This window comes from Zooshikella ganghwensis DSM 15267 (genome assembly GCF_000428585.1).
In the GTDB taxonomy this organism is placed as follows: Bacteria; Pseudomonadota; Gammaproteobacteria; order Pseudomonadales; family Zooshikellaceae; genus Zooshikella; species Zooshikella ganghwensis.
Window position 1 is genome coordinate 1 of record NZ_AUAF01000082.1, and the last position, 22062, is coordinate 22062.

The 22062-nt window shown below is 36.9% G+C and carries 22 protein-coding genes; 15 read left to right on the top strand and 7 right to left on the bottom strand.

Features of this window, described 5'->3' with window-relative positions; genetic code table 11:
- Window positions 1-237, top strand: a 237-nt coding sequence (locus tag F607_RS0116330) for a transposase (protein WP_157365478.1), incomplete at its 5' end; no start/stop codon positions are given.
- Between the two features lie 92 nt (window positions 238-329).
- Here F607_RS0116330 and F607_RS0116335 read toward each other — a convergent pair.
- The 3 genes from F607_RS0116335 to F607_RS34705 all read right to left on the bottom strand — a co-directional run bounded on the left by F607_RS0116335 (window position 330) and on the right by F607_RS34705 (window position 1997).
- Window positions 330-752 carry a GFA family protein gene (locus tag F607_RS0116335; protein ID WP_027708955.1) on the bottom strand — a complete coding sequence of 141 codons (423 nt, stop codon included), beginning with the start codon at window positions 750-752 and terminating at the stop codon, window positions 330-332.
- 67 nt (window positions 753-819) lie between these two features.
- Window positions 820-1353 (bottom strand): cysteine hydrolase family protein, encoded by a 534-nt coding sequence (locus tag F607_RS0116340; RefSeq protein ID WP_027708956.1) that lies wholly within the window; start codon window positions 1351-1353, stop codon window positions 820-822.
- A gap of 476 nt (window positions 1354-1829) precedes the next feature.
- Window positions 1830-1997, bottom strand: coding sequence for a hypothetical protein (locus F607_RS34705; RefSeq protein ID WP_165773222.1), 168 nt, complete (start codon window positions 1995-1997; stop codon window positions 1830-1832).
- A 228-nt stretch (window positions 1998-2225) separates the two neighbouring features.
- On the opposite strand from F607_RS34705, the gene F607_RS0116350 reads away from it, so the two are divergent.
- Window positions 2226-2897 carry a zinc ribbon domain-containing protein gene (locus F607_RS0116350; protein WP_230400422.1) on the top strand — a complete coding sequence of 224 codons (672 nt, stop codon included), beginning with the start codon at window positions 2226-2228 and terminating at the stop codon, window positions 2895-2897.
- Window positions 2898-2913: 16 nt separating this feature from the next.
- Here F607_RS0116350 and F607_RS0116355 read toward each other — a convergent pair whose 3' ends face one another.
- The 4 genes from F607_RS0116355 to F607_RS0116370 form a co-directional block, all read right to left on the bottom strand.
- Window positions 2914-3360, bottom strand: a complete 447-nt coding sequence (locus F607_RS0116355; RefSeq protein ID WP_027708958.1) for a phosphate-starvation-inducible PsiE family protein — start codon at window positions 3358-3360, stop codon at window positions 2914-2916.
- Between the two features lie 126 nt (window positions 3361-3486).
- Entirely contained in the window at window positions 3487-4431 is a 945-nt protein-coding gene (locus tag F607_RS0116360; protein WP_027708959.1) for a universal stress protein, read from the bottom strand.
- Between the two features lie 42 nt (window positions 4432-4473).
- Window positions 4474-5412 carry a sodium-dependent bicarbonate transport family permease gene (locus tag F607_RS0116365; RefSeq protein WP_027708960.1) on the bottom strand — a complete coding sequence of 313 codons (939 nt, stop codon included), beginning with the start codon at window positions 5410-5412 and terminating at the stop codon, window positions 4474-4476.
- 17 nt (window positions 5413-5429) lie between these two features.
- On the bottom strand, window positions 5430-5651 hold the full coding sequence (locus F607_RS0116370; protein ID WP_027708961.1) for a hypothetical protein: 222 nt from the start codon (window positions 5649-5651) through the stop codon (window positions 5430-5432).
- Between the two features lie 401 nt (window positions 5652-6052).
- On the opposite strand from F607_RS0116370, the gene F607_RS0116375 reads away from it, so the two are divergent.
- From F607_RS0116375 to F607_RS33630, 13 genes are all read left to right on the top strand, one after another.
- Window positions 6053-7000, top strand: a complete 948-nt coding sequence (locus F607_RS0116375) for a LysR family transcriptional regulator (RefSeq protein ID WP_027708962.1) — start codon at window positions 6053-6055, stop codon at window positions 6998-7000.
- Window positions 7001-7341: 341 nt separating this feature from the next.
- Window positions 7342-10101, top strand: a complete 2760-nt coding sequence (locus F607_RS0116380) for a PAS domain-containing hybrid sensor histidine kinase/response regulator (RefSeq protein ID WP_169719813.1) — start codon at window positions 7342-7344, stop codon at window positions 10099-10101.
- 58 nt (window positions 10102-10159) lie between these two features.
- A complete protein-coding gene (locus F607_RS0116385; RefSeq protein WP_027708964.1) occupies window positions 10160-11641 on the top strand; it encodes a sigma-54-dependent transcriptional regulator in 1482 nt (493 codons plus the stop codon).
- 255 nt (window positions 11642-11896) lie between these two features.
- Complete coding sequence (locus F607_RS30105; protein WP_027708965.1) at window positions 11897-12361, top strand: response regulator transcription factor; 465 nt, start codon at window positions 11897-11899, stop codon at window positions 12359-12361.
- A 410-nt stretch (window positions 12362-12771) separates the two neighbouring features.
- Entirely contained in the window at window positions 12772-14001 is a 1230-nt protein-coding gene (locus F607_RS30110; RefSeq protein ID WP_051311559.1) for a polysaccharide biosynthesis/export family protein, read from the top strand.
- On the top strand, window positions 13998-15452 hold the full coding sequence (locus F607_RS0116400; RefSeq protein ID WP_027708966.1) for a GumC family protein: 1455 nt from the start codon (window positions 13998-14000) through the stop codon (window positions 15450-15452). Before F607_RS30110 ends, F607_RS0116400 begins: the two co-directional genes overlap by 4 nt.
- Window positions 15407-16705, top strand: a complete 1299-nt coding sequence (locus tag F607_RS30115) for a capsular biosynthesis protein (RefSeq protein WP_051311560.1) — start codon at window positions 15407-15409, stop codon at window positions 16703-16705. Before F607_RS0116400 ends, F607_RS30115 begins: the two co-directional genes overlap by 46 nt.
- A 2-nt stretch (window positions 16706-16707) precedes the next feature.
- Window positions 16708-17937 (top strand): glycosyltransferase family 4 protein, encoded by a 1230-nt coding sequence (locus F607_RS30120; protein WP_051311561.1) that lies wholly within the window; start codon window positions 16708-16710, stop codon window positions 17935-17937.
- Complete coding sequence (locus F607_RS30125) at window positions 17937-19220, top strand: lipopolysaccharide biosynthesis protein (RefSeq protein WP_038291621.1); 1284 nt, start codon at window positions 17937-17939, stop codon at window positions 19218-19220. The genes F607_RS30120 and F607_RS30125 overlap by 1 nt, the downstream gene beginning before the upstream one ends.
- A 14-nt stretch (window positions 19221-19234) precedes the next feature.
- On the top strand, window positions 19235-20269 hold the full coding sequence (locus tag F607_RS0116420; protein ID WP_038291622.1) for a glycosyltransferase family 2 protein: 1035 nt from the start codon (window positions 19235-19237) through the stop codon (window positions 20267-20269).
- A gap of 508 nt (window positions 20270-20777) precedes the next feature.
- Window positions 20778-21482, top strand: coding sequence for a WecB/TagA/CpsF family glycosyltransferase (locus F607_RS30130; RefSeq protein ID WP_051311562.1), 705 nt, complete (start codon window positions 20778-20780; stop codon window positions 21480-21482).
- Window positions 21483-21671: 189 nt separating this feature from the next.
- Complete coding sequence (locus F607_RS36120) at window positions 21672-21830, top strand: sugar transferase (RefSeq protein ID WP_084611289.1); 159 nt, start codon at window positions 21672-21674, stop codon at window positions 21828-21830.
- Window positions 21831-21899: 69 nt separating this feature from the next.
- A partial coding sequence (locus tag F607_RS33630) for a helix-turn-helix domain-containing protein (RefSeq protein ID WP_157365503.1) occupies window positions 21900-22062 on the top strand: 163 nt, incomplete at its 3' end.

Here is a 22062-nt window from a genome sequence, read left to right on the forward strand (position 1 = left end):
CCAGTCGTTGAATGGGTAAAAGAGTCCCATGAAATCACTCGTAGCATAATACTTGAGGTCGTTGAAAAAGCGGGTAAAGGGTTTAATGTTGTAAAAAAACGCTGGGTTGTTGAGCGTACTTTTTCATGGTTAATCAACTATAGGCGTCATTCTAAAGATTATGAAGTTTTAACGAGAAATAGTGAGGCAATGATTCACATTGCTATGCTGCATATTTTAGTCAAAAGAGTTGCTTAAATTTTGATTTTTAAGACACCTTCTAAAAGTAAAAACAATAAAATCAACCCATGTGTTAAAAACACCTTATATATAAACCGATAGTCTCAAACTCAAAGTGTTGGCTGCGTTTCAAACTGCTTGACTCCATCAGGTATCTGATACCATGCTTGTTTCTCTCTCACCCAAACATGAACAGTTGGCTTAATAATACGAGTATCACTCAACGTACTGGGCTTTAGTTTAATGACATCAGGCTTATCTGGGTCAAAGTGATAAATACGATTACCACAATTTGGACAAAACTTAGCATAGTTTTTATTACCACTATCTGCTAACCGTTCCCACTGTTTCATTTCCCCATAAAAGGAAACAGAGTCAGCGTTAACTACAGCCGTGATACTAAAAGCACTGGTCGACAACTTTTGACACGCTCGACAATGACAAGCTATGACGTGTGTAGGTGGTTCCAACAGTTGATAGGTTACATTACCACATTGGCATGATCCTGTAATAGGATATGAAACATCACTCATGGTGCTCTCCAATAATCATCTCCAAAATCTACCCATAAAGATTTAAGTTCTATTCACCATCGCTACGTTATAATTTAACTGCTTCAGAAGCAACAGCAGAAATCTTAGTGTCAAAACTAGAAATCCCAGAAAGTGTTGCGTTGTGATGCTCTCGTATATATTTTGCTGCTGCATGCTTTTTATCATGTGTCGTATGTGCATCCGCCACGAGCTGAACGTTATAACCTAATGCAGCCGCACGACGTACCGTAGTATCGATACAAAACTCTGAGGCATAACCACAAATTATTAAGTTATCCACGCTCAATGCAGACAAAAGGTCAGCAAGATCAGTTCGTAAAAATGAATCTGGCGTTGTTTTGCGTACTTTATAGTCATTTCCTTCAACCCTGAGGTTAGACTGTAATTTCCATGTTTCACTACTGTACTCCAGTAATGTGTGTGCTTGCTCATGTTGAATGAAAATAACAGGTACATTTGAACATCTTGCCTGATGGGTAATAGCATTTATCCGTTGTATAACTTCATCAGCTTCATAAGGTCTTGGCTCTTTATCAAATAGGATACATTGTACATCAATGACCAATACTGCTGACTTCATAATCAATCTGTCCTAAATTCCAACACTATACATATGAACAGCACGAGTACACAATATCACCACTCTCATGTATTCGCGCTTGCAAGGATGCAATGATAATTTGTCAGTGCAAAATAAACAATTTTGTTTTAACTTTGCCTTTCCAGCATCGCCTGAAAATAGGATAATATTTAACCAAACCTGTTTGATGCAGCAATACTTTCACATGATAAGAGGTATAAGCGCTAACAAATATAGTCAGGAAGTATATCCTGTACTGTGGGTATAAATGAGGAGAGTAAAAAACTGATTGACAGAAGGTTTTTAATCGCAGAAAAGAATTTACATGAAAGTGTATACTCAACGAGCATAATAATTGTTTATAAATTTAAAGCAAAATGCAATAAATTAATAATTTAGAAGACTAAGACACACATGCCTATCTGTATCCATGCCGATGAACATCGTTAATTAAAATAAAGTAACTTTTTATTTAATTATTTTTTCGTTAAAGCAGCTTGATCTTTTCCCATTGAAGGTCTACCACTTACCCCACGGGGCACTTGAGTGATTTTTCCACCTGCTTTAATAAACTCATCGACTTGAGCTTCAATAGACTGATGAGTTTCAACAGAATCATTTACCTTTACTTTCTTACGAGGCATCTTCATTCTCACATATTAATCGTTAAATTCGTACTAAGTATAGTATAGGATTATAATTAATACAGAAGATAGATGAATGCTTGATAAATAATTATTTTACGAGGGCCTGTTAACACTTAAAGAAATCATAACCCTTATTAGCATGAAAGCCTGAGAGAACAAACTGTGAAATGTCCAAAGTGCCAAGTTGAACAAAATGACACAAACACAACTTGCATACACTGCGGTGTGGTTTTTGAAAAGTATTTCAAATATCATCCTCCTTCAAAAGATTGCTCAACTACTTCTCCTAAGCCAATCCCTCAGCAAAGTAATATATCAATTAGAGAAATTTTACTCTATCCAGGTAACAAAGTGGATAGCCTTTCTGTATACAGTCGAGCGGCCCTACTGATAATAATAAGTATTTGGGGATTTTCATTAATTTTTTATTCAATTGCTAGCAATGCTGCTGGCAGTTCATTTTTGCATTTAATAAATTTACCCTTTCATGAGGCAGGCCATGTTATTTTTCGTCCTTTTGGAGAATTTATGACCTCTTTGGGTGGAACGCTAGGTCAACTTGCCATCCCACTAATTTGTTTTTATGTTTTTTTAATTAAACAGCATAATACATTTGCTTCATCTATTTGCGCCTGGTGGTTTGGTGAAAATTTTTTGGATATAGCACCTTATATTAACGATGCCAGAGCGGGTCAATTGTTATTATTAGGAGGGAACTATGGGCATTCTTCGCCATATGGGTTTCATGACTGGGAGTATCTTTTAACCGAAACGGGTTTATTACAGTATGATCAAGCAATTGCTGTTGGTGCTCATTTTCTAGGGTCCACTATTATGATATCTTCTATTATTTGGGGAGCCATAATTGTCTTCAAACAGTTTAAAATGCTCTCTTAATATAGTTAACCATGAATCATACTTCTTCTTGATGGCTTTTGCTCGGTAAACGGTGAATTAACCAATAACCAATGCTCATCGACAAAATAACAATACCAATAGCAAATATATAAAATGGATCCGCCTCTTCATGATCCATAATGATCACTTTTCGAGCTATTGCCATTAATGCTGTTGCCATGACAATTTTGACATGGATAACATCATCTCGTAAATAGACTGTGATATTAATAAATATTTCAATTGCAATTAATACCGCCAAGAATGCACCAAATGTCGCAAGCATATCAGTAATAGTTAAAATTAAAAAAGGCGGAGAGACCAGTCTTTGATATAAAGTCCAGCCCACATCAATAACACCCATGATAATCACAAACACCATTAGTACTGCCAGAATTCTAACAGCAAAATGTATCGACTTTTGCAAGTTAAAAATCAACTTATCTTGCGTATCTACTTTCACAGAATCATGCCTCTAATTAAGTATTTATTTACATTTCTTATTAACTTGCCTCAAATCACCCTCTGCAATACTATACTTCAAATGCATACTTACTATCTGGTTGAAACTAACAACAGCAAACTCTAACTAGCCTAAAACAGGTGAGTCAAAATGCTCTGGTTTTAACGTAATAACTGAACAACGGACTGCATCTAATAAATTTTCAGCTTTATTACCTATCAGAAAGCCAGCTATACCTGTGCGACATACTGTGCCCATCACTAGTAAATCCACACCATTTTGGTTAATAAACGCGGGTAATATCTCCTCAGGCTCACCCTCACTTAACACCTGATGTAATGTAATTTTTGCTTCCTCTACTGGACGTGTTAACTCAGTCAGCTTTTCATTACGAGCATCTCTTTCCTTAAGTGCATACTCAGCAATTTCAAGCTCACTTAACCTTCCCCATGATCGAAAATATCCCTCTCCAAATAAACGCCAGGCGTGAAAAACATAAAGCTCTGCTTCATTAGCAGCAGCGAATGCAGCTGCACATGATATTATTTTCTTATTCAACTCAAGCCCATCATCTGTTGGAGCGGCTACGTCAACAGCTGCTAACACACGGTTTATTTTAGCCTGATAGTCAGAGACTACCGTCCAGAGCGGTGTTGGAGATTTTCGCATTAAATGGCGTGTAGTACTTCCGAACTGTGCCGCTCTACTTTTGTAACCTCGACCCGCATCAATGGCAATTAAATTAAATTTTCCTTCTGAAGCCTTTTTTATTATCTCAACAAAAGGAATTCCTGATACCAGCTCATAATTAAATGCGCAATCTTTATACTGTGCACTTAACGCATTAACGTCACTCTCTAGTTTCTTTTGCTGCTCGTTTTTAATCTGATCGAGTATTTCCCAAGATGCTTGCTGGGTATACTGAGCTACACAATTTGGCGTAATTTGCTCAATAACGGATAGTAATGTCACTGAAACTTTCTTTTTGTTTGCAAATTGAAATATTTGGTGAAAACGCTCGGTTACTGTTTGTTCAGGAGAAATTGGTACTAGAATTTTTTGAATATTCATAATCAAGCCTCTCTTTTATCTCCAGTCATTTCTAAACTGACGCTAACCAAGTATAGCTAGCCAGTGTCCATAACTGATATAAATTGGAATTCCTACCAAAACATTAAATGGAAAAGTCACTGCGAGCGAAGCCGTAATTGATAGGCTCATATTAGCTTTTGGTAGAGCTACTCGAAGCGCTGCGGGTACCGCAATATAAGAAGCACTAGCGCCCAAAACAGCCAGTAGCGTTATTCCACCTACACTCAAGTCTAATAGGTTGCCCAACAAACCACCAAGCAAGCCACCAATAAGTGGCATGATCACACCAAAGGTCGCAATAAATGAACCTGTTGATTTAAGAGAACTGAGACGGCTCGCTGCGACTAACCCCATATCCAGTAAAAATAAGGCTAAAATGCCATGGAATAACTCTTTGAAGAAAGGCATTATCTGTTGGGTTTGCTCTCCCCACATCCAACCAATGATTAATCCTCCCAACATAAGAACAACCCCTTGACTGCAAAATATTTCATGCAGCAGTTTACCTCGTTCAGAGCCTAATGAAGCTCCTTTTGCTAAGAAAACACCTACAGCAATTGCTGGAAGCTCAAGTAACACCACAAAAAGTGGAAAATATGCTTCATAAGCAATCGACTGCGAGTCAAGTACTGCCACCGCAACTGCATAAGTCCCTACACTCACAGAACCATAGTGTGCGGCAATTGAAGCAGCGTCCACTTTTGATAGCTGGCCAAAATAAGTCAGAATGGGGAAGGCAATAAAGGGTAAAACCACCCCAAAAGCAATAACCGCTAATGCCTGAGTAATTAAAGTGGTATGCGCATGGTCAGCAAGAGCCACCCCACCCTTTAAACCAATGGCGATCATTAAAAATAAGGTGAGAGTTTGTGAAAGTCCTTTAGGAAAGGTTAATTCGGCTCGCATTAATTTGGCAACAACGCCCAGAATGAAAAATGCAACCACGACATCAAACGGCATATTTCCTCCACTTTTAATTATGAACGTACGGCACTATTAGCAATTGTTGAACGGCTTACCATAGGAATTTCGTTTGATGGCTTTAATGCTACTGCATTAAACAAATTAGCAACCAATAACAAAACACCCACTAACGCCAAAGCCCAACTGATAACGTTTAGGCTCGCCAATAACACCCCTACTAGAATCAAACTCATGGCGACAACAGCGCTAAAAACGATTGGTCGGCTAAATGTCATAGTATGTTCTCCCTTAAAACATCAAATAATATCGTGCAGTACCTACGCTTACTTGTTTTTAGACTACAAGTTAAAGCCCAGCCTGCTCCTGATACTTGTTAATATCATGTACCAGTTAAAAGTTAGATAAAAATAGATATTTTTTAATTTTTATATAGATAAAAGTCTATATATTGAAAGTTCCTATTAGTATTTTATAGCACTAAAAGATAATGTTTCGATTTCATATTTACTTTCAATAACATAGTGTTTGATATGGCTGTATAAACTTTGCAGTATGTAGAATTTAAGTTGACATCACTCCACTTTATGCACAAGGTAATATATAGAAAAAAAACTCTAGTAAACTTATTTGAATAGATAATACTCTATACACTAACACTCTATTACTAACATTACTTATGACTTCAAGACTACATGCACATATAGGAACAATACGTCAGTTGGAGATCTTTCTTGCTGTTTATGAAGGAGGCAGCATTACAGCAGCATCTGAGATGCTCTATCTTACGCAGCCCACTGTTTCGATGCAGATCAAAAAGTTAGCTGAAACCATTGATATGCCTCTCTACGAACAGATTGGTCGAAAACTAGTCTTCACAGATGCAGGACACGCACTAGCAACAACGGCTAAAGATGTGCTTAATAGCTTTATCGACTTAGAAACCAAGTTATCTGACTTAAGAGGTCTAAAAGCCGGCACACTGAAAATAGCTGTTGTAACAACCTCTCAGTACTTTATTCCGCACTTGTTGGGGCCTTTTTGTGAACGTTATCCTGCCATAGATATACAGCTGAAAGTCGCTAACCGACAACAAGTGATCGACCGTTTAAGTGCAGGCATGGATGACTTTTATGTTTTCAGCCATTTACCTGAAGATATCGAGATGGAAACTATTGAGTTTTTACCTAACCCGCTTGTGGCCATCGCTCCTCAAAATCACCCATTAACCGCCAAAAAACGAATTCATCTTGAAACCATTAGTGATGCTCCCTTTTTAATGCGAGAGAAAGGCTCTGGAACACGTTTCGCCATCGAAGAATTTATGAAAGAGCATCAAATACAACTGAACCTCAAAATGACCATTGAAAGTAATGAGGCAATTAAGCATGCGGTTATGTCGGGCTTAGGGATATCAATTCTTTCTGCTCATACCTTAGCCTTTGGAGGACGTGCAGGTCTGGTGGAACTAGCCATCAAGCCGCTTCCTATTAAAACTCATTGGTACTTTGCTTGGCTAAAAGGCAAGCAACTTTCAATTATTGCAAACACATTTTTGAACTACGTCCAATCAGAAGGTAAAGAGACGTTGCTATCCGAGCTGCGCCAAGAACAGCTGGATGTTTAATAAGCCAACTCATATGGGTTTATTAAACAACAATGACCTATAAACTTCTGATATTGAAATTTTGTAATGGTGATTAGCATATTCCGCATGAACTTTTGATGGAAGTCACTATTAACTTAAGGGTTTGATGATCTATCAAATGAAGAAGTCACATACCATACATATATAAAACAAATGTTCCATAGTACGGAGTTACTGACATATTTACTACTTTTACTATTCAAATTATCTGTTGAAGAGTGACACAGCTAAACTGAATTAATGAAAAAAGGATAGTTAAATAATATCTCCTAGGTTCTATGTCTTATTTTGTCAAACAGCCTAACCGGGATGTGCGCTACATGTCATATGATAAATCTCATACAGAAGAAATATCAAGACAACCAGAAAACGAGTGTACTCTATTTAACAACTCAATATACTTACGGTCAATTTTAAACATCATTCGTGATGGTATTATCACTATAACTCGTTCTGGCGTTATTGAGGATGTCAACTCTGTTGGAGAGCACTTATTTGGCTATTTTCATGGAGAACTTATTGGTACTCAGTTCTCTCTTCTATTTCCAGAATATCCCTTAAGATTCGATAGCCATGGGGATGACTCTTTTGAAAGCAAGTTTGAGTTTAATACGACACACGAAGTTATAGGACGTCGGAAAGATGGTAGCTACCTAAATATCGACGCTTCTATGTCAAAAATAGTCCTCAATGATGACTATTTCTTTATCGCTTTATTAAGAGACTCAACCCCCCAAAAAAAACTACAAGCAGAAATCAATCGATCAGAAAAAATCAAATCTATGGTAACTGATGCATGCCTTGATGCAATGGTTACGGTTGATATGGATGGATATGTTCAAGAGTACAACTCCGCAGCAGAAAAATTATTTGGCTGGCAACGTGAAGAAATTATGGGACAATTAATGGAGAATTACTTTATCCCAGAAGAAATGCGCGAGCCACATCGCAATGGTATGAAGCGTTTCAAAATAGAAGGCAAAGGACCATTAATTGGTAATAGAGTAGAAATTGAAGCTATTAATAAAAATGGAAAAATATTTCCTGTTGAGTTAGCCTTAGTAGCAACAGAAATTAATGGTGAGCGACTTGCTACAGCTTTTATAAGAGATATTAGCGAACGAAAACAAGCAGAAGCAGAATTAATTGCAGCCCGTGATACTGCACAGGAAGCATCTCTAGCAAAATCACGCTTTCTTTCACATATGAGTCATGAAATTCGCTCTCCACTAAATGCTGTTCTTTGTTCAGTAAACTTAATTTCAGAACGAGTAAATGAACCTAGTCATTTACGATTATTACAAACAGCAAAAACCAGTGGACAAGCTCTTTTAGCTGTTATTAATGAGGTACTCGACTTTTCTAAGATTGAAGCAGGTCACCTGTCTATAATTTCAGACAAAACAAACCTATTTTCTCTTTTGGAAGATGTTCTCAATAGTGCACAAGCACGCTTAGAATCAAAAAAAGTTGAACTATTATACTTCATTGACTTCACCATAAACCAAATAACAACTGATCCAGTTAGGTTTCGTCAAATACTTAATGTCTTAGTTGATAATGCAATCAAATTCACGAGAGAAGGACTCGTTTCAGTCACAGTTGAACCTGTAATATTAAACTCTGGAAAAACTGCATTAAAAGTTTCTGTGTTTGATACTGGTGTAGGAATTCCAAATAAAAACTTACCCAGTGTCTTCAATGAGTTTGAGCAAGTTGATGCTACTATTGATAGCCGCTATGGCGGAACTGGTTTGGGATTGACTATTGCTCGAAAACTAGTAGAACTTTTAAATGGCAACATATATGTTGCAAGCGAACCCAAGAAAGGTAGCTGCTTTACTTTCATAATACCCGTCACTATAGAATATAGCTCTATACAACCAAATCATCTTATATATGATTCATTTTTATTTATTTCTCCTAATAAGTCATTAAGAAATAAAGTCGCTACACAAGCAAGAGTAATTAGCAGTACTTACTCAAGCTTTTCATCCCTAGATGAGTTACAACATGCCATATTAGATAATAATATTTCACTCGATAACTGCATATTAGTTATTGATAAAAAAACACCTAATGTGTTATTTCAAGAAGGCCAAGAAAATTTAGATACAGGATGGCTTCCAAAAAAAATAGATCACTGCTTTTGTGTATGTGCTGATTGGTCAAAGTTAAACTCTCCATTTTCATCATTTACAAGAATACCAAAACCTTTTTCCCTGAATTATCTTTATCACAGCATCAATTCATCCGAAGATGATATTAACTCACCCTCAGAAAATAATAATCAAATCAATGGTGGTCGTCGACTATTGTTAGTTGAAGATGTTGCTGCAAACAGGTTGGTAGCGGGTGAAATGCTTAGAAGTCGTGGATTTGAGGTTATAACTGCCAATAATGGAGAAGAAGCTGTACAAGCAGCAGAGAAAGAAACCTTTGATATAATATTAATGGATATTAGAATGCCGAAAATGAACGGTTACGAAGCAGCTAAGGCACTTCGAGAGAATTCTCATAAAAACTCTAAAACACCGATTATTGCACTTACAGCTAATGCTGAAAAAAGTGAAATACAAAAATGTATGTCATTAGGAATGAATGATTTTGTGAGTAAACCTTTCGATGTAGATCATTTAGTTGAGGCTATTAAAAGATGTACAAAAGATAAAAATGCTCCCTCATCATCAATATGCAAAGAACACACAAACTGGCAAAATGAGTTTGACAATGAACCAATACTTGAACAAAAAATATTGATTCAACTTATTAAAGATACCTCAGAAGAATTACTCATTCCATTACTGAATATGTTCGTAACCGAGCTAGATACACGTATTGATTCAATTGATTTAGCTATGGATGTTAAAGATTTTGATGCTATACGCGAAGAAGCGCATGCTTTAAAAAGCTGCAGTGGCACATTTGGTGCATCTAAATTACAAAAAATTGCTATGCAACTTGAGTATGCTGCGAGAGACTATGATATAAACTTAATTGATACTATAGGTAAACAATTCCGAACTGTACTTTTAAGTACAAAAAATAGTTATAAACAGTATTTAAACAATAATAGCTAAAATGAAAGAGTCATCTAAAGAAAGGAAATATTTAAAGGTGTAGGAGTTCTAAAATACGATGGATCAAAAAGCTTGTCAACATGTACTCATTGTAGAAGATAGTAAGTCTACTGCTCAGGTTTATTGTCACTACCTGGAAGGAGAGTATCAAGTAAGTGTCGTTCACTCAGGAAAGAATGCCCTTGCCGCTATTGAAGAAAGGAGTTTTGACCTAATTTTACTTGATGTTCATCTACCTGATATTTCAGGGTTAGATATCTTAAAGGAAATTGGAAAAAGAGATAGCAGAATAACAACTATCATGATGACAGCATACTCATCAGTAGATACCGCAGTAGAAGCAATGCGATTAGGAGCAAATGACTTTCTTACTAAGCCATTTGACCGTAATCGACTTATTGTAACTGTTAACAATGTACTCAAAGAGCGTAGACTAAGCGATATTGTCCAGGAGTATGAAAAAAATTGTAACCGGAATCAATTTCACCAATTTATAGGTGAATCACTTTCAATGCAAAGTGTATACAGAATTATTGAAAGCTCTGCTTCCAGTAATGCAACAATTTTTATAACAGGTGAAAGTGGTACAGGAAAAGAGCTATGTGCAGAAGCCATTCATCCAGAAAGTGATCGATCTGAGAAAGCATTTGTTGCTTTAAATTGCGCAGCAATTCCAAGAGATTTATTAGAAAGTGAAATTTTCGGACATGTAAAAGGAGCATTTACTGGTGCAATTACTTCTCGTGAAGGTGCTGCTTCCAGAGCTTCAGGAGGCACTTTATTTCTTGATGAGATCGGAGAAATGCCTTTAGACCTTCAGAGTAAGCTTCTTAGATTCATTCAATCTGGAACTTTTCAGCCTGTAGGTAGTAATCGTGAAGTCAGCGTTGATGTACGTTTTATTTGTGCTACAAATAGAGACCCCTTAACTGAAGTTAGAGAAGGTCGGTTTCGTGAAGATTTATACTACAGGTTACATGTTATTCCTATTCAAATGCCCCCGCTGAGAGAACGGGGTAATGACTGTCTATTGATTGCAAAATCCCTTCTTAGAAAATATAACAAAGAGGAAAAAAAATCTTTTTCCTCTTTATCCCCAGAGGTTGAATCATTATTTCTGAAATATCCTTGGCCTGGTAATGTCAGAGAGTTAAGTAACACTATTCAAAATACTGTTATTTTAAATAAAGGCAACACTATTACTATTGACATGCTACCGTCACCATTTAATGATCACCAGGAATTTGAAAAGCTGGAATCAATAAGTAATAAAAAGTCAATTATTGACTCACAATTCACCAAAATATCAGAAGACACCACCTCAGGTAACAATGAAACAATTAACTTGGAAGAAATAAGTGAGACTACTCCACATAACCCTCAAGAAATACTCCCTTTATGGATAGAAGAAAAAAGAATAATTGATTCTGCCATAATAAAATGTAATGGAAACATACCGCGTGCTGCTGCGTTTTTAGAAGTAAGCCCTTCCACTATATATCGTAAAAAACAACATTGGGATAAGAAAAAAAACTTTTAATATCCAAAATTAGCTCCGTCTTTACTTATAATTTCGACATTCTATATTGCAATGCAATTTGCAATGCATAATTACAACCCAAGTAAGTTCAACCAAAACACCTTGCCTAAACATCGCTAATAAAGTGCTTTCTTATTCTGCTTTTATCTGGCCTAAATAATGCAGCATCTACAAGTGGTTGCAGTACATACTATTCCAATTATAAAACCTACAGTTATACAAAATTTTATTAGAGACTAACACAAGGATTTGGCAATGAATCTTCAAACAAATCGAAACTCTTTTGAAATAAACTTAGAAAACCATGTAAAACCCATAAATTTATGGGAAGAAGTTTTAATTGTTGAAGATGTCCCCCCAGAAAGATCCAGACTAGAGGCTATACTTACCAAGGAAGGCTATAATTGCCACACAGCTAGAAATGGTGAAAATGCACTTGTAACTTTTTCCCTAAATCCTATTGGAATTATAATTTGTGATTGGCGCATGCCAATTATGAATGGAATGGAACTTTTGCGCCATGTTAAGATTGAGTCAAAATCATGTCCTTACTTTATCATGCTTTCAGGTCAGTGTGCTATTTATGATACATTAGCTGCACTTAATAGTGGTGCTGATGACTTCATCAGAAAACCGTTTCAAGTTGATGAGTTAAAAGCGCGTGTAGAAGCTGGCTCAAGAGTGATAAAGGCTTACGAAACGTTGAAGTTTTCTTTTTAGTTTGCGCACTATTCATCACATAAATACAAGTTAATATATTTGCAATTTGCGAAAACTCTCTATTTGATTTGCAAATTGCAATGTTTAAAAATTATTTATATAAATGCAGAGGTAAAGTTAATTGATTGATTATTAAGTTATACTCCTAACCCTTCGAATAATTATTGATTAATATTAGTGTGCGTAGAGGTCTCCGGGAGTTAAAAGTTATGACATGGGTTTTCATATCATCGAAACTAACATTAAGTATTCTTTAAATAATATTACATTAATAAGTAGATAATTCTTTAACAAAACACTCTAATTTTTTTATTTACTATTAATTACCACCCATTACCGAAAGAACTATTTAGAATAAGACTTGATCAAAAAGTAGTAATAAGGGTGTACAAAGCTTAAGGGATTTAGCGATGACATTATTTAAAATTATCAAAAGCTCTATTCTCTCATTACAATTGTCGTTTCTTTTCGGATGTATAACTCCTAAACTAGATGAGTCCCATGACCAACAACATTGGCATTCTAAGCTACTTGACATTCCTTTATCCAGCACCGAATATGTTAGCCCTTCACTGCATCCTTCATATTTAAAAAACACATCTGTAAAAATCACAAATACCAAAACTACTTCACCCCCACCTGCTCGGCCAATGCTATCAGCAGGAGATCGAATTCGTCTTTTTTCTCTGAGTGACTTACAACTTAGAGAATTAAGCAGTGAAGACAAGCTACTAAACGGCATTTATGAAGTAGGTATTGACGGTCAAATTAAGTTTCCGTACCTACCTCTTATTCAAGCTGCAGGACTGACATTATCTGAACTTGAATCTAAAGTGAACGATTCATTAGAAAAAGGAAAGTTCTTTCGTCAAGGTATGGCTCAAATATCATTAACACTTGTTCAATGGGCACCTGCCAATATCTATATATCTGGTGCCGTATTTCAACCGGGCCTACACATAGTGAATCAACGTTCAGCAGAGGAGATAAACCAAGCTCAACCTCAGTTAAGTGGCAATTTACCTATCAATCGTATGTTACCAAGCGCATTACGCGCTGCAGGGGGAGTAAGACCCAACGCTGATATTTCTAGAATAGAGCTAACACGTGGTAAAATAGTTTATCAAATTGACCTCTCGGGCCTAGTTTTAGGTAACTCTTCTGTTCAAGTTCCTCTTATGGATGGTGACCAGATCTTTGTTCCAGATGCTGGAGCCCCACAACAAGCCTTAATGCAACCTTCAGCTATAACGCCACCAGGTATTCGTGTCTATATTTCTAACCTCTCAGTACCAGCAACAAGTAATGCTAATTCAGCAATCTCAAAAGACTCAACCAGTCTCCCTTATGGCTCCAGATTATTACACGCTACCGTTTCTGGTAACTGTGCTGGTGGTACAGGTGCAACAAATAGCGATAGATATGCGATTTTAGTCACGCAATCACCAGTAACACAACAACCTATTACTATCGAACGAGAAATTGAAGGCTTAATTAAGAACCCTGAACGTCTTGACATTAATCCTTACTTAATGCCTAACGATAATATTGTTTGTTATGACTCTACCATTACAAATTTCCGAGACATCGGTCGAACTATTTTAGATATTTTAATACCTGTATCAATATTTAAACTATGAATCAATCAGTCATTAAACTAAATACTGATAATGCTAGACAGATACCATCAGGGTCTGTAAAAACTCATGGTTTTTTATATAGACTGATTGTATTTGGATCGAATTTTTCTCCCAAAAAAAGATTCATTATATATTCTTTTATTTTATTGTTAAGTTTGTCATTAGTATGGATACCTATTTCCTTATTATTGATACTTACTCCCCCTAGCTATACGAGTGAATGGACATTAATTATGCCCGGTGCAGGAAGTGGGCATGCTGTAAACCTCGATAGCCTCGGACAGGCCACCGCTAATATTGCCTCCCCTTTTACTAACACGTCAATAGACCCTCTGGTCAATTACCGTGAAATTGTGACAAGCAAAACAGTGCTTTCTAAAGCCGCAGCTACATTAGATATTCCACTAAGTAAGTTTGGTAAACCGCGTATTAAACTTATTGACCAAACGTCACTCATGCAATTTAAGGTAAAAGGTGATTCGCCGGAGCAAGCTCGAAATAAATCATTAGCGATTTATCAAGCACTTCAAAATCAACTAGAATTATTACGAAATGATGAGGTGACTCGTATCACACGATCTAGTCTGTCATCAATCGAAGATTTTGGAAATAAATTACAGCAAACCCAACTAGAAAAACTTAACTTTCAAAGTCGTAATAGTATCATCTCAGTAGGTCAATTTGAACAGCTAGTAACACAAATGGAGTATGACGTATCTACCCAGCAGAAACTTAAAGCGAGAGAACGATTTCTTCAAGGTCAAATACAACAACTTCTTTCTAGTATTAAACTTACCCCACAAGAAGTAAGTTACGCAATTACTCTCAGGAATGACACATTATTTCAAGCACAGCTTGATCGCCAAGCCACGTTGAAAGTTCAAATTGATATTACAAAAGCTACTTGGGGAAATAAACATCCAAAGTTAAACCAGCTACAGGCAACACTTAGTTCAATTAACATGGCTATATCTCAAAGAGGTCATCAACTAACTAAGAATACCAACCTTACAAGTAACCGTTTAATTGAAATTGGTAGTGGAGATATAAAAGCAGTTTTACTTGAAAAACTCGCACAGTTTATGGCAGAGGCTGTTGGTGTAAACAAGCAGCTTTCACAACTCAGTTTAAACATAGAAAACCTGAAAAAGAGAATTGAAAATGGTGCGGCAGATGCTATCAAACTTGAAGAATTATCCCGTAAGCAACAGGTTGCGACTACAGTTTTTTCCACTGCACTAGCAAAGCAAGATATTGGCAAAGTAGACCGCTTTGCTTCTTACCCTTTAATACAAATATTAGCCTCACCAACGCTTCCTGATAGCGCTGATAAATTACATATAAAACTTGCACTTATTGGTGGGACAGCAGCAACATTATTTATTACTTTTGGATTACTAACACTATGGATACGCAAGAGGTTACTCCAGAAAATACTGCAGAGCGGATAGTCTGGTTTACCTTAACTGCAACCTACCCCCTTTATTTTATCGGTGCACTATATGTCAGCGGACCGGTGATTGCCTGGCTACTTTTTTTTCTTTTTTTTCGTCAGTGGCTTTTAACCAATAAGAGTTCACCAATACCTTTTGGGATAATACTTTGGATCATAGGTATGCTTACCATGTTAGTTGCTTTAATTGTAGGCCATCTAGACTGGCAGCTGGGCACTGGCAAGCTTATTAAATCATCAATTGGCTGGGCCAAAGGATGGGCCTTACTCGCATTATTTATTTTGGCAGGTATGTTGCCAATTCGTCCTGAATTAATTTACCGTGCCGCTATGAAGGTATGTTTACACACACTTTTGTTATGCCCAGTGTTTATTATTTCATGGATAGTTGGTCTTCCTGATACACCTTATGTTTCACCACTCAAAGTCATTGGCGGCCCTGGTCCTGAGTTTTTTGCAGTTTCACTCTATGAAATTGACCCCGGTAGTGGTTTACCCCGCTGGCGTTTATTTACACCTTGGGCACCCGCTTTAGGATTTGTTGCTAATATTTTCTTTTTGTTTGCACTTCAAGAAAAAAATAATCAATGGAGAATAATTGGAATTAGCGCGAGTATTCTCATGATTCTAATGTCACAGTCACGTTTAGCTGCTGTAACACTTATATGCATCGCATTTCTTCCCATATTTCTTCGTATAGCTTTCAGTATTTATTGCACATTATTTGGCGCAGTATTTTCTCTCATTTTTGCCTTATCAGGAGCCTCAATAATTGATTTTGGTTCAAACTTTTGGGAGTCATTCAAGAGTGCAAGGGCTGACTCTACACGTGTTAGGGCCACCCTGGCGAATATCGCTATACAACGCTGGCAAAGTGAAGCACCCATTTGGGGACACGGTATCGTCGAACGTGGTCCACACTTAGTTGAGTATATGCCTATTGGCAGTCACCATAGCTGGTACGGTTTACTTTTTGTGAAAGGTATTATTGGCTTTTTTGCGTTAGCCATTCCTCTCGTTTTCTCACTCTTCTCATTAGGTAGAAAAGCACTTAAACACCCATATATTCAAACTGGCTTTGCCTCCTCAGCTATCTTAATGCTCTACACATTTGGGGAAAACTTAGAAATTCTCGCTTACTTAATTTGGCCAGCACTTTTGAGTATGGGTCAAGCTCATTGTACTGCACAGCAGTTAAAACTTAGCTCCTCCTCATATCCATCAACAGCCGAGCCTCAAAACAAGGTATAGTCATGAATAAATTGAAAACACTGATTTGCATCCCTCGTTACTGGCCTGCCGTAGGTGGCTCTGAACTACATACACGAGAACTTGCACATTACCTTTCTTCGTATGCAGAAATCACTGTGCTTAACCATAACAGTTGCAGCTCTCTCCCAAATGAGCAAGCCTGTGCAACAGCGAAAAGCCAAATAATCCATGACCAACAAATACCTGTTCACCAAGTAGCTCCAACCTCATGGCGTAGACCACTATTAAAAACACTTTCATTATTCCACCCAAAAATTCGCTTGGTTCGGCCTATTTATGACCTTTTCTTTTCTTCAGTAAGTTACAAAGCTTTAACTCAATTAAGTACAGGCAAAGATCTTATCCATGTCATATACAATGGAATGACCTGTGTTGCAGAACAAGCTTTAAAGGTTGCGAAGCAGCATAACATTCCTTTTGTCTTCACCCCTTTAGCACACACTCATACAGAGGAAGGAAAAGGCTGGTCTTCATCACGCTTTCTTCAAATATATCGTCAGGCTGATGCAATTATTGCAATGACTCACTACGAGCGGGAATGGCTTATTCAACGAGGTGCACACCCAACGAAGACCCATGTTTGCCCTGTTGGACCTTTACTTTCTAATAATCCCGACCCTGAGCATTTCAAAAAAAAGTATAATATTGAACAGGCTCCGAGTATATTATTTTTAGGTCGTCATGTTGAAACAAAAGGATACCAACAGCTTGCTGAAGCTGCTCACCAGGTATGGCATAAATTCCCTGAAACACGATTTATTTTTATGGGACCACAGACTGATAAATCAAAGCTGTTTTTCAACAGTATCAATGACTCCAGACTATTACTTATTCCTAACGCAAGCGATAAAGAAAAATGTTCGGCATTAGCGGCCTGCGATCTACTTTGCGTCCCTTCTACCCAGGAAAGCTTAGGAGTTATTTATTTAGAGGCATGGCACTATGCAAAACCAGTAATTGCAGCGAATATTGAGGTAATGCAAACTGTCATCCATGATGGACAAGATGGCTTACTTATTCCTCCTGATACAAACTCAATAGCAAATGCTATCACGAAGCTACTTAGTAACCCAGAACTTAGACTTAAACTGGGTGAGTCAGGTCAAAGCCGAGTTCAACAACATTTTTCGTGGACTCAACTTGCAAAAAAAATGGCTCAGATTTATTGCACAACCCTAAATACTCATGCTGCAATAAAGGTATACTGTTAATGGTTACATTCATTAGAAATAATTTAGCTAAACTGTTGCAAGAACGGCTTAATCAAAACTTACTCTGGATGATTTATGCACAATTTGGTAGCCGCCTATTAAGAGTTATTTGCACTATAATGGTTGCACGAATGCTTGCACCAGATGTTTATGGCTTAGTTGCACTCATATTATCAATCAATGAAATGATTCATGTACTCTCTCATGGTGGTATATCCGGAAAAATAGTCCAAGCCAAGGAGAAAGAGTTACCTATTTTATGCAACACTGGTTATTGGCTAAACTGGCTACTATGCTTAGGGTTAACTATTTTACAAGCTTCTCTTTCCTGGCCTATTGCCTGGTTTTATGACAATAGCGATTTAATGGTACCCATTATTGTTTTATCAATTAGCTATGTATTTTTACCTTTAGGTACCATTCAAGCAGCCCTTCTTATTCGAGAGAACCGTTTAAAAATCATTGCGCATGTAGAAGTGCTCCAGTCAGTTATTGATGCTCTCCTCACCTTAATACTCCTCATTGCAGGATATGGATTATGGGCTTTAGTCATTCCAAAATTGCTAGTTGTTCCGCTTTGGGCGTGGCAAATGCGTAAATACCACACATGGAGGCCTGAAAATAAGTTTTCATTGATCCAATGGCGTTCAATTTTTCACTTTGGTAAACATCTCATTTGGATCGATCTACTAACAGCATTACGCAACAATATTGACTACCTCATTATTGGAAGGCTTTTAGGCGTAGAGGCTCTAGGGATTTACTATTTTGCTTTTAATGCTGGTTTAGGACTATCCCAAGGCTTACTACGCGCAGCATGTAATGCAATATACCCACATTTATGCGAGCTTCAAGGACAGCTCCAGGCAATAGCTACACGAATGTTAACGAGTATGCGTCGCATTGTATTGACTTTTTCTCCTTTAATTTTATTACAGGCGTTACTAGCACCATTTTATGTTCCCATTATTTTTGGTGAAAAGTGGCAAGAGCTAGGAGCAATACCATTAATTTCAATACTTTGTCTTTCTGCAATTCCAAGACTTTTCAGTGAAAGCTGTTCACAGTTTCTCAGGGCTTGTAATAAACCGAGTACAGATGCAAAAGCACAAACACTATTTACAGGTATATATACATTATTTATCTACTGCACTGCTCAATTCAGTCTACTCCATGTTGCTTGGGGAGTATTAACCTCACAAATAGTCTTTGCAAGTATTTTTGTGTATTACAGCTTTCAATTAATTTGTCCGGGCCTAAAATTTTTTGAGCAAAAAATATAAAGGGAGGAATAATCATGTCAACGACTACTGAGCCAACAGTATCTGTTGTTATGCCCGTGTATAACGTAGAAGCATTTGTAGCAGATGCAATATCATCTGTACTACAGCAAACCTACACAAATTTTGAATTATTAATCGTCAATGATTGCTCACCCGATAATAGCATTAACATTTGTAAACGCTTCAAAGACTCAAGAATAAAAATCATTTATCATTCACAAAACAGAGGTCTAGCAGGAACACGCAATACCGGTATAAGAAACGCTCAAGGTAAGTTCATTGCCTTCTTAGACTCAGATGACCTGTGGCACCCAGATAAATTACTTCGACATGTTCAACATTTGACTGATAACCCAGACATAGGACTATCGTTTAGTCGTTCAGCATTTATTGATGTTAATGGTAAGCCTAATCATTGTTATCAGATGCCTAGATTAAAAAATATTGATGCCGGTTATATTTTTTGTAGAAACCCTGTCGGTAATGGGTCAGCTCCAGTTATTCGTCGTGCAACACTTGATGCTATAGCATTTGACCATGTACACGAAAATAAAACAGAGCGCTGTTATTTTGATCCCACTCTTCGCCGCTCAGAAGACATAGAGTGCTTTCTACGAGTGGCACTGAAAACATGTTGGAAAATTGAAGGCATACCTGAACCTCTAACCCTATACAGATTGAATGCTGAAGGTCTTTCAGCTCAACTGTATAAACAGCTCGAATCATGGGAAAAAGTAGCTGAAAAAACAAGAAGCTATGCAAAATCATTCTCACAACAATGGGAAAAAGTTGCTAGAGCTTATCAATTAAGGTACTTAGCAAGACAAGCTATCAGGCTTAAAGATGGTCCAACTGCTGTTTCGTTAACTCATCAGGCTTTAAAAAATCATAAGCTCATGATTTTCCATGAACCCACAAGAACTGTTACTACTATTTGTGCAGCTTATCTACTAAAATTTTTACCTTCTCTTTATAAAAAAATAGAAAATCATGCCAGTATGGTCATTGGAGCCATGCAGAAAAAAAGAATTCAGCAGGACTTAAGCTAGGGTCTTTTAACATTATTTGAGTATCACTGTTATGACAGTAAAAGCTCAAATCAAGTGCAGGAAGCATGAAGTTTAGTTGTTCTAAATGAACCATGAGTAGTGCTTTTACCGTCACAACCCTTCAGGCCGGGATTATTTTCCAGCTAGCTGAGTTAAAAATTATTTATGTAGAATGACTACCCGGCATTCCTTGTGCCTTGTTAGGCGAAATAAATAGTCTGTGGCAGTGGTGATTCAAATAGTGTTAATAGGCCATAGCAAAAGATGTTTTAACTAAGCTATTACTGAATAATTAATAAAAGCCTGCAATGCAGGCTGCATTGGAAATTGCAAATACTCTCAAAAAAACATTTCAGAAGCTGAAATAATTATACCCACAAACTGAAATAAAAACAAAACATAAATTAAAAATCAATGAGTTACAGCTAAAAAAAAAGTTGGCTTAATCCTTGAAATGAATTTGACAATGCTTAAAACAAAATAGTCAAAGCCATTAAAGGAACGCCTAATGTATAAAAATGAAACATCCATAAAAAAAAGGGAAAAGAAAAATCATCTATTAGGTATCCCCTTTTCAAATATAGATCTACAAACTGCCCTCAATCTAGTAGGTGAGATCTTAGATCAAACTATACACAGCAACCTGTTCTTTATAAATGCTCACTGTATCAATACGTCATACAGTAATATTGAGTATAAAAAAGCTCTACAAAAAGCTTCAATAATTTTTCCTGATGGCAGTGGTGTTAGTTATGCCTGTAAGATGCTTGGAGGAAGTCTAACTGAAAACTTAAATGGTACAGATTTATTTCCTCACTTTTGCTCACTTTTTTCTGAAAAAAATAAATCAATTTACCTGCTGGGGGCTAAGCCTGGCACTGTTGAGCGTCTTGAAGAGTGGATTGAAAACCATTATCCATCATTAAATGTTGTTGGTAAACAACATGGTTACTTTCCTGACTCAAAAACTGATGCGATTATCGATCAAATTAATCAAAGTGGTGCTGACATTCTATTCGTCGCTTTTGGAGTCCCGAAGCAAGAAATATGGATTAGCCAGAATGAGCATAAACTAAATACTATATTAAATATTGCAGTTGGAGGATTATTCGATTTCTACGGAAAAAATGTATCAAGGGCTCCATTTTTTATGCGCAAACTCGGTATTGAATGGATTTGGCGACTAATTCAAGAACCAACAAGAATGTGGTAACGATATATAATAGGAAATCCACTTTTCCTCTGGAGAGTATGGCAAGCTAAAAACTCAATTGTTGAAATTCAAGAGGCAAATAAAAGCTCACCTAATTTTTTAAAAAAAACCTCATCATTAATTCGTTCAAAGGTGCTACGCACTTACTGGCAATTCCGAAACAAAGCATCATTCAAGATTAAGAGGATAATGGATATAATACTATCACTAGTTGGTTTAGTAGCACTTTCTCCAATTTGCTTTCTAATTATAACAGCAATTAAAATAGAGTCTTCAGGCCCTGTTTTTTTCAAGCAAACACGCGCAGGTTTTCGTGGTGTCAGCAGCAATGTAAAACTGACCCACTAGCAGCAATCGAATTTTGACCCACCTGAGTAAAATACCACCGTTTAAGCTTAAGTGTGTGGTATCGATGACATGTTAACTCAGGAGCTTGCAGTGGAAATACACGTACTAAAACGACAAGGCATGAGTATTCGTCGTATATCAAGAGAACTGGGCCTATCACGTAACACCGTTAGACACTACTTACGAGGTCAAATTAAAAAACCAATCTACAGCAAAAGACCTATACGTCCTT

What these genes read in the sequence shown, in the direction of transcription:
- F607_RS34705 (WP_165773222.1), bottom strand. Translation starts at nt 1,997, where the DNA reads ATGCCTCGTAAGAAAGTAAAGGTAAATGATTCTGTTGAAACTCATCAG.
- F607_RS30120 (WP_051311561.1), top strand. Translation starts at nt 16,708, where the DNA reads ATGAATAAATTGAAAACACTGATTTGCATCCCTCGTTACTGGCCTGCC.
- F607_RS0116335 (WP_027708955.1), bottom strand. Translation starts at nt 752, where the DNA reads ATGAGTGATGTTTCATATCCTATTACAGGATCATGCCAATGTGGTAAT.
- F607_RS0116360 (WP_027708959.1), bottom strand. Translation starts at nt 4,431, where the DNA reads ATGAATATTCAAAAAATTCTAGTACCAATTTCTCCTGAACAAACAGTA.
- F607_RS0116400 (WP_027708966.1), top strand. Translation starts at nt 13,998, where the DNA reads ATGAATCAATCAGTCATTAAACTAAATACTGATAATGCTAGACAGATA.
- F607_RS30125 (WP_038291621.1), top strand. Translation starts at nt 17,937, where the DNA reads ATGGTTACATTCATTAGAAATAATTTAGCTAAACTGTTGCAAGAACGG.
- F607_RS30115 (WP_051311560.1), top strand. Translation starts at nt 15,407, where the DNA reads ATGGATACGCAAGAGGTTACTCCAGAAAATACTGCAGAGCGGATAGTC.
- F607_RS36120 (WP_084611289.1), top strand. Translation starts at nt 21,672, where the DNA reads ATGGATATAATACTATCACTAGTTGGTTTAGTAGCACTTTCTCCAATT.
- F607_RS0116385 (WP_027708964.1), top strand. Translation starts at nt 10,160, where the DNA reads ATGGATCAAAAAGCTTGTCAACATGTACTCATTGTAGAAGATAGTAAG.
- F607_RS0116365 (WP_027708960.1), bottom strand. Translation starts at nt 5,412, where the DNA reads ATGCCGTTTGATGTCGTGGTTGCATTTTTCATTCTGGGCGTTGTTGCC.
- F607_RS30105 (WP_027708965.1), top strand. Translation starts at nt 11,897, where the DNA reads ATGAATCTTCAAACAAATCGAAACTCTTTTGAAATAAACTTAGAAAAC.
- F607_RS0116380 (WP_169719813.1), top strand. Translation starts at nt 7,342, where the DNA reads ATGTCATATGATAAATCTCATACAGAAGAAATATCAAGACAACCAGAA.
- F607_RS0116375 (WP_027708962.1), top strand. Translation starts at nt 6,053, where the DNA reads ATGACTTCAAGACTACATGCACATATAGGAACAATACGTCAGTTGGAG.
- F607_RS30130 (WP_051311562.1), top strand. Translation starts at nt 20,778, where the DNA reads ATGTATAAAAATGAAACATCCATAAAAAAAAGGGAAAAGAAAAATCAT.
- F607_RS0116340 (WP_027708956.1), bottom strand. Translation starts at nt 1,353, where the DNA reads ATGAAGTCAGCAGTATTGGTCATTGATGTACAATGTATCCTATTTGAT.
- F607_RS0116370 (WP_027708961.1), bottom strand. Translation starts at nt 5,651, where the DNA reads ATGACATTTAGCCGACCAATCGTTTTTAGCGCTGTTGTCGCCATGAGT.
- F607_RS30110 (WP_051311559.1), top strand. Translation starts at nt 12,772, where the DNA reads ATGACATTATTTAAAATTATCAAAAGCTCTATTCTCTCATTACAATTG.
- F607_RS0116420 (WP_038291622.1), top strand. Translation starts at nt 19,235, where the DNA reads ATGTCAACGACTACTGAGCCAACAGTATCTGTTGTTATGCCCGTGTAT.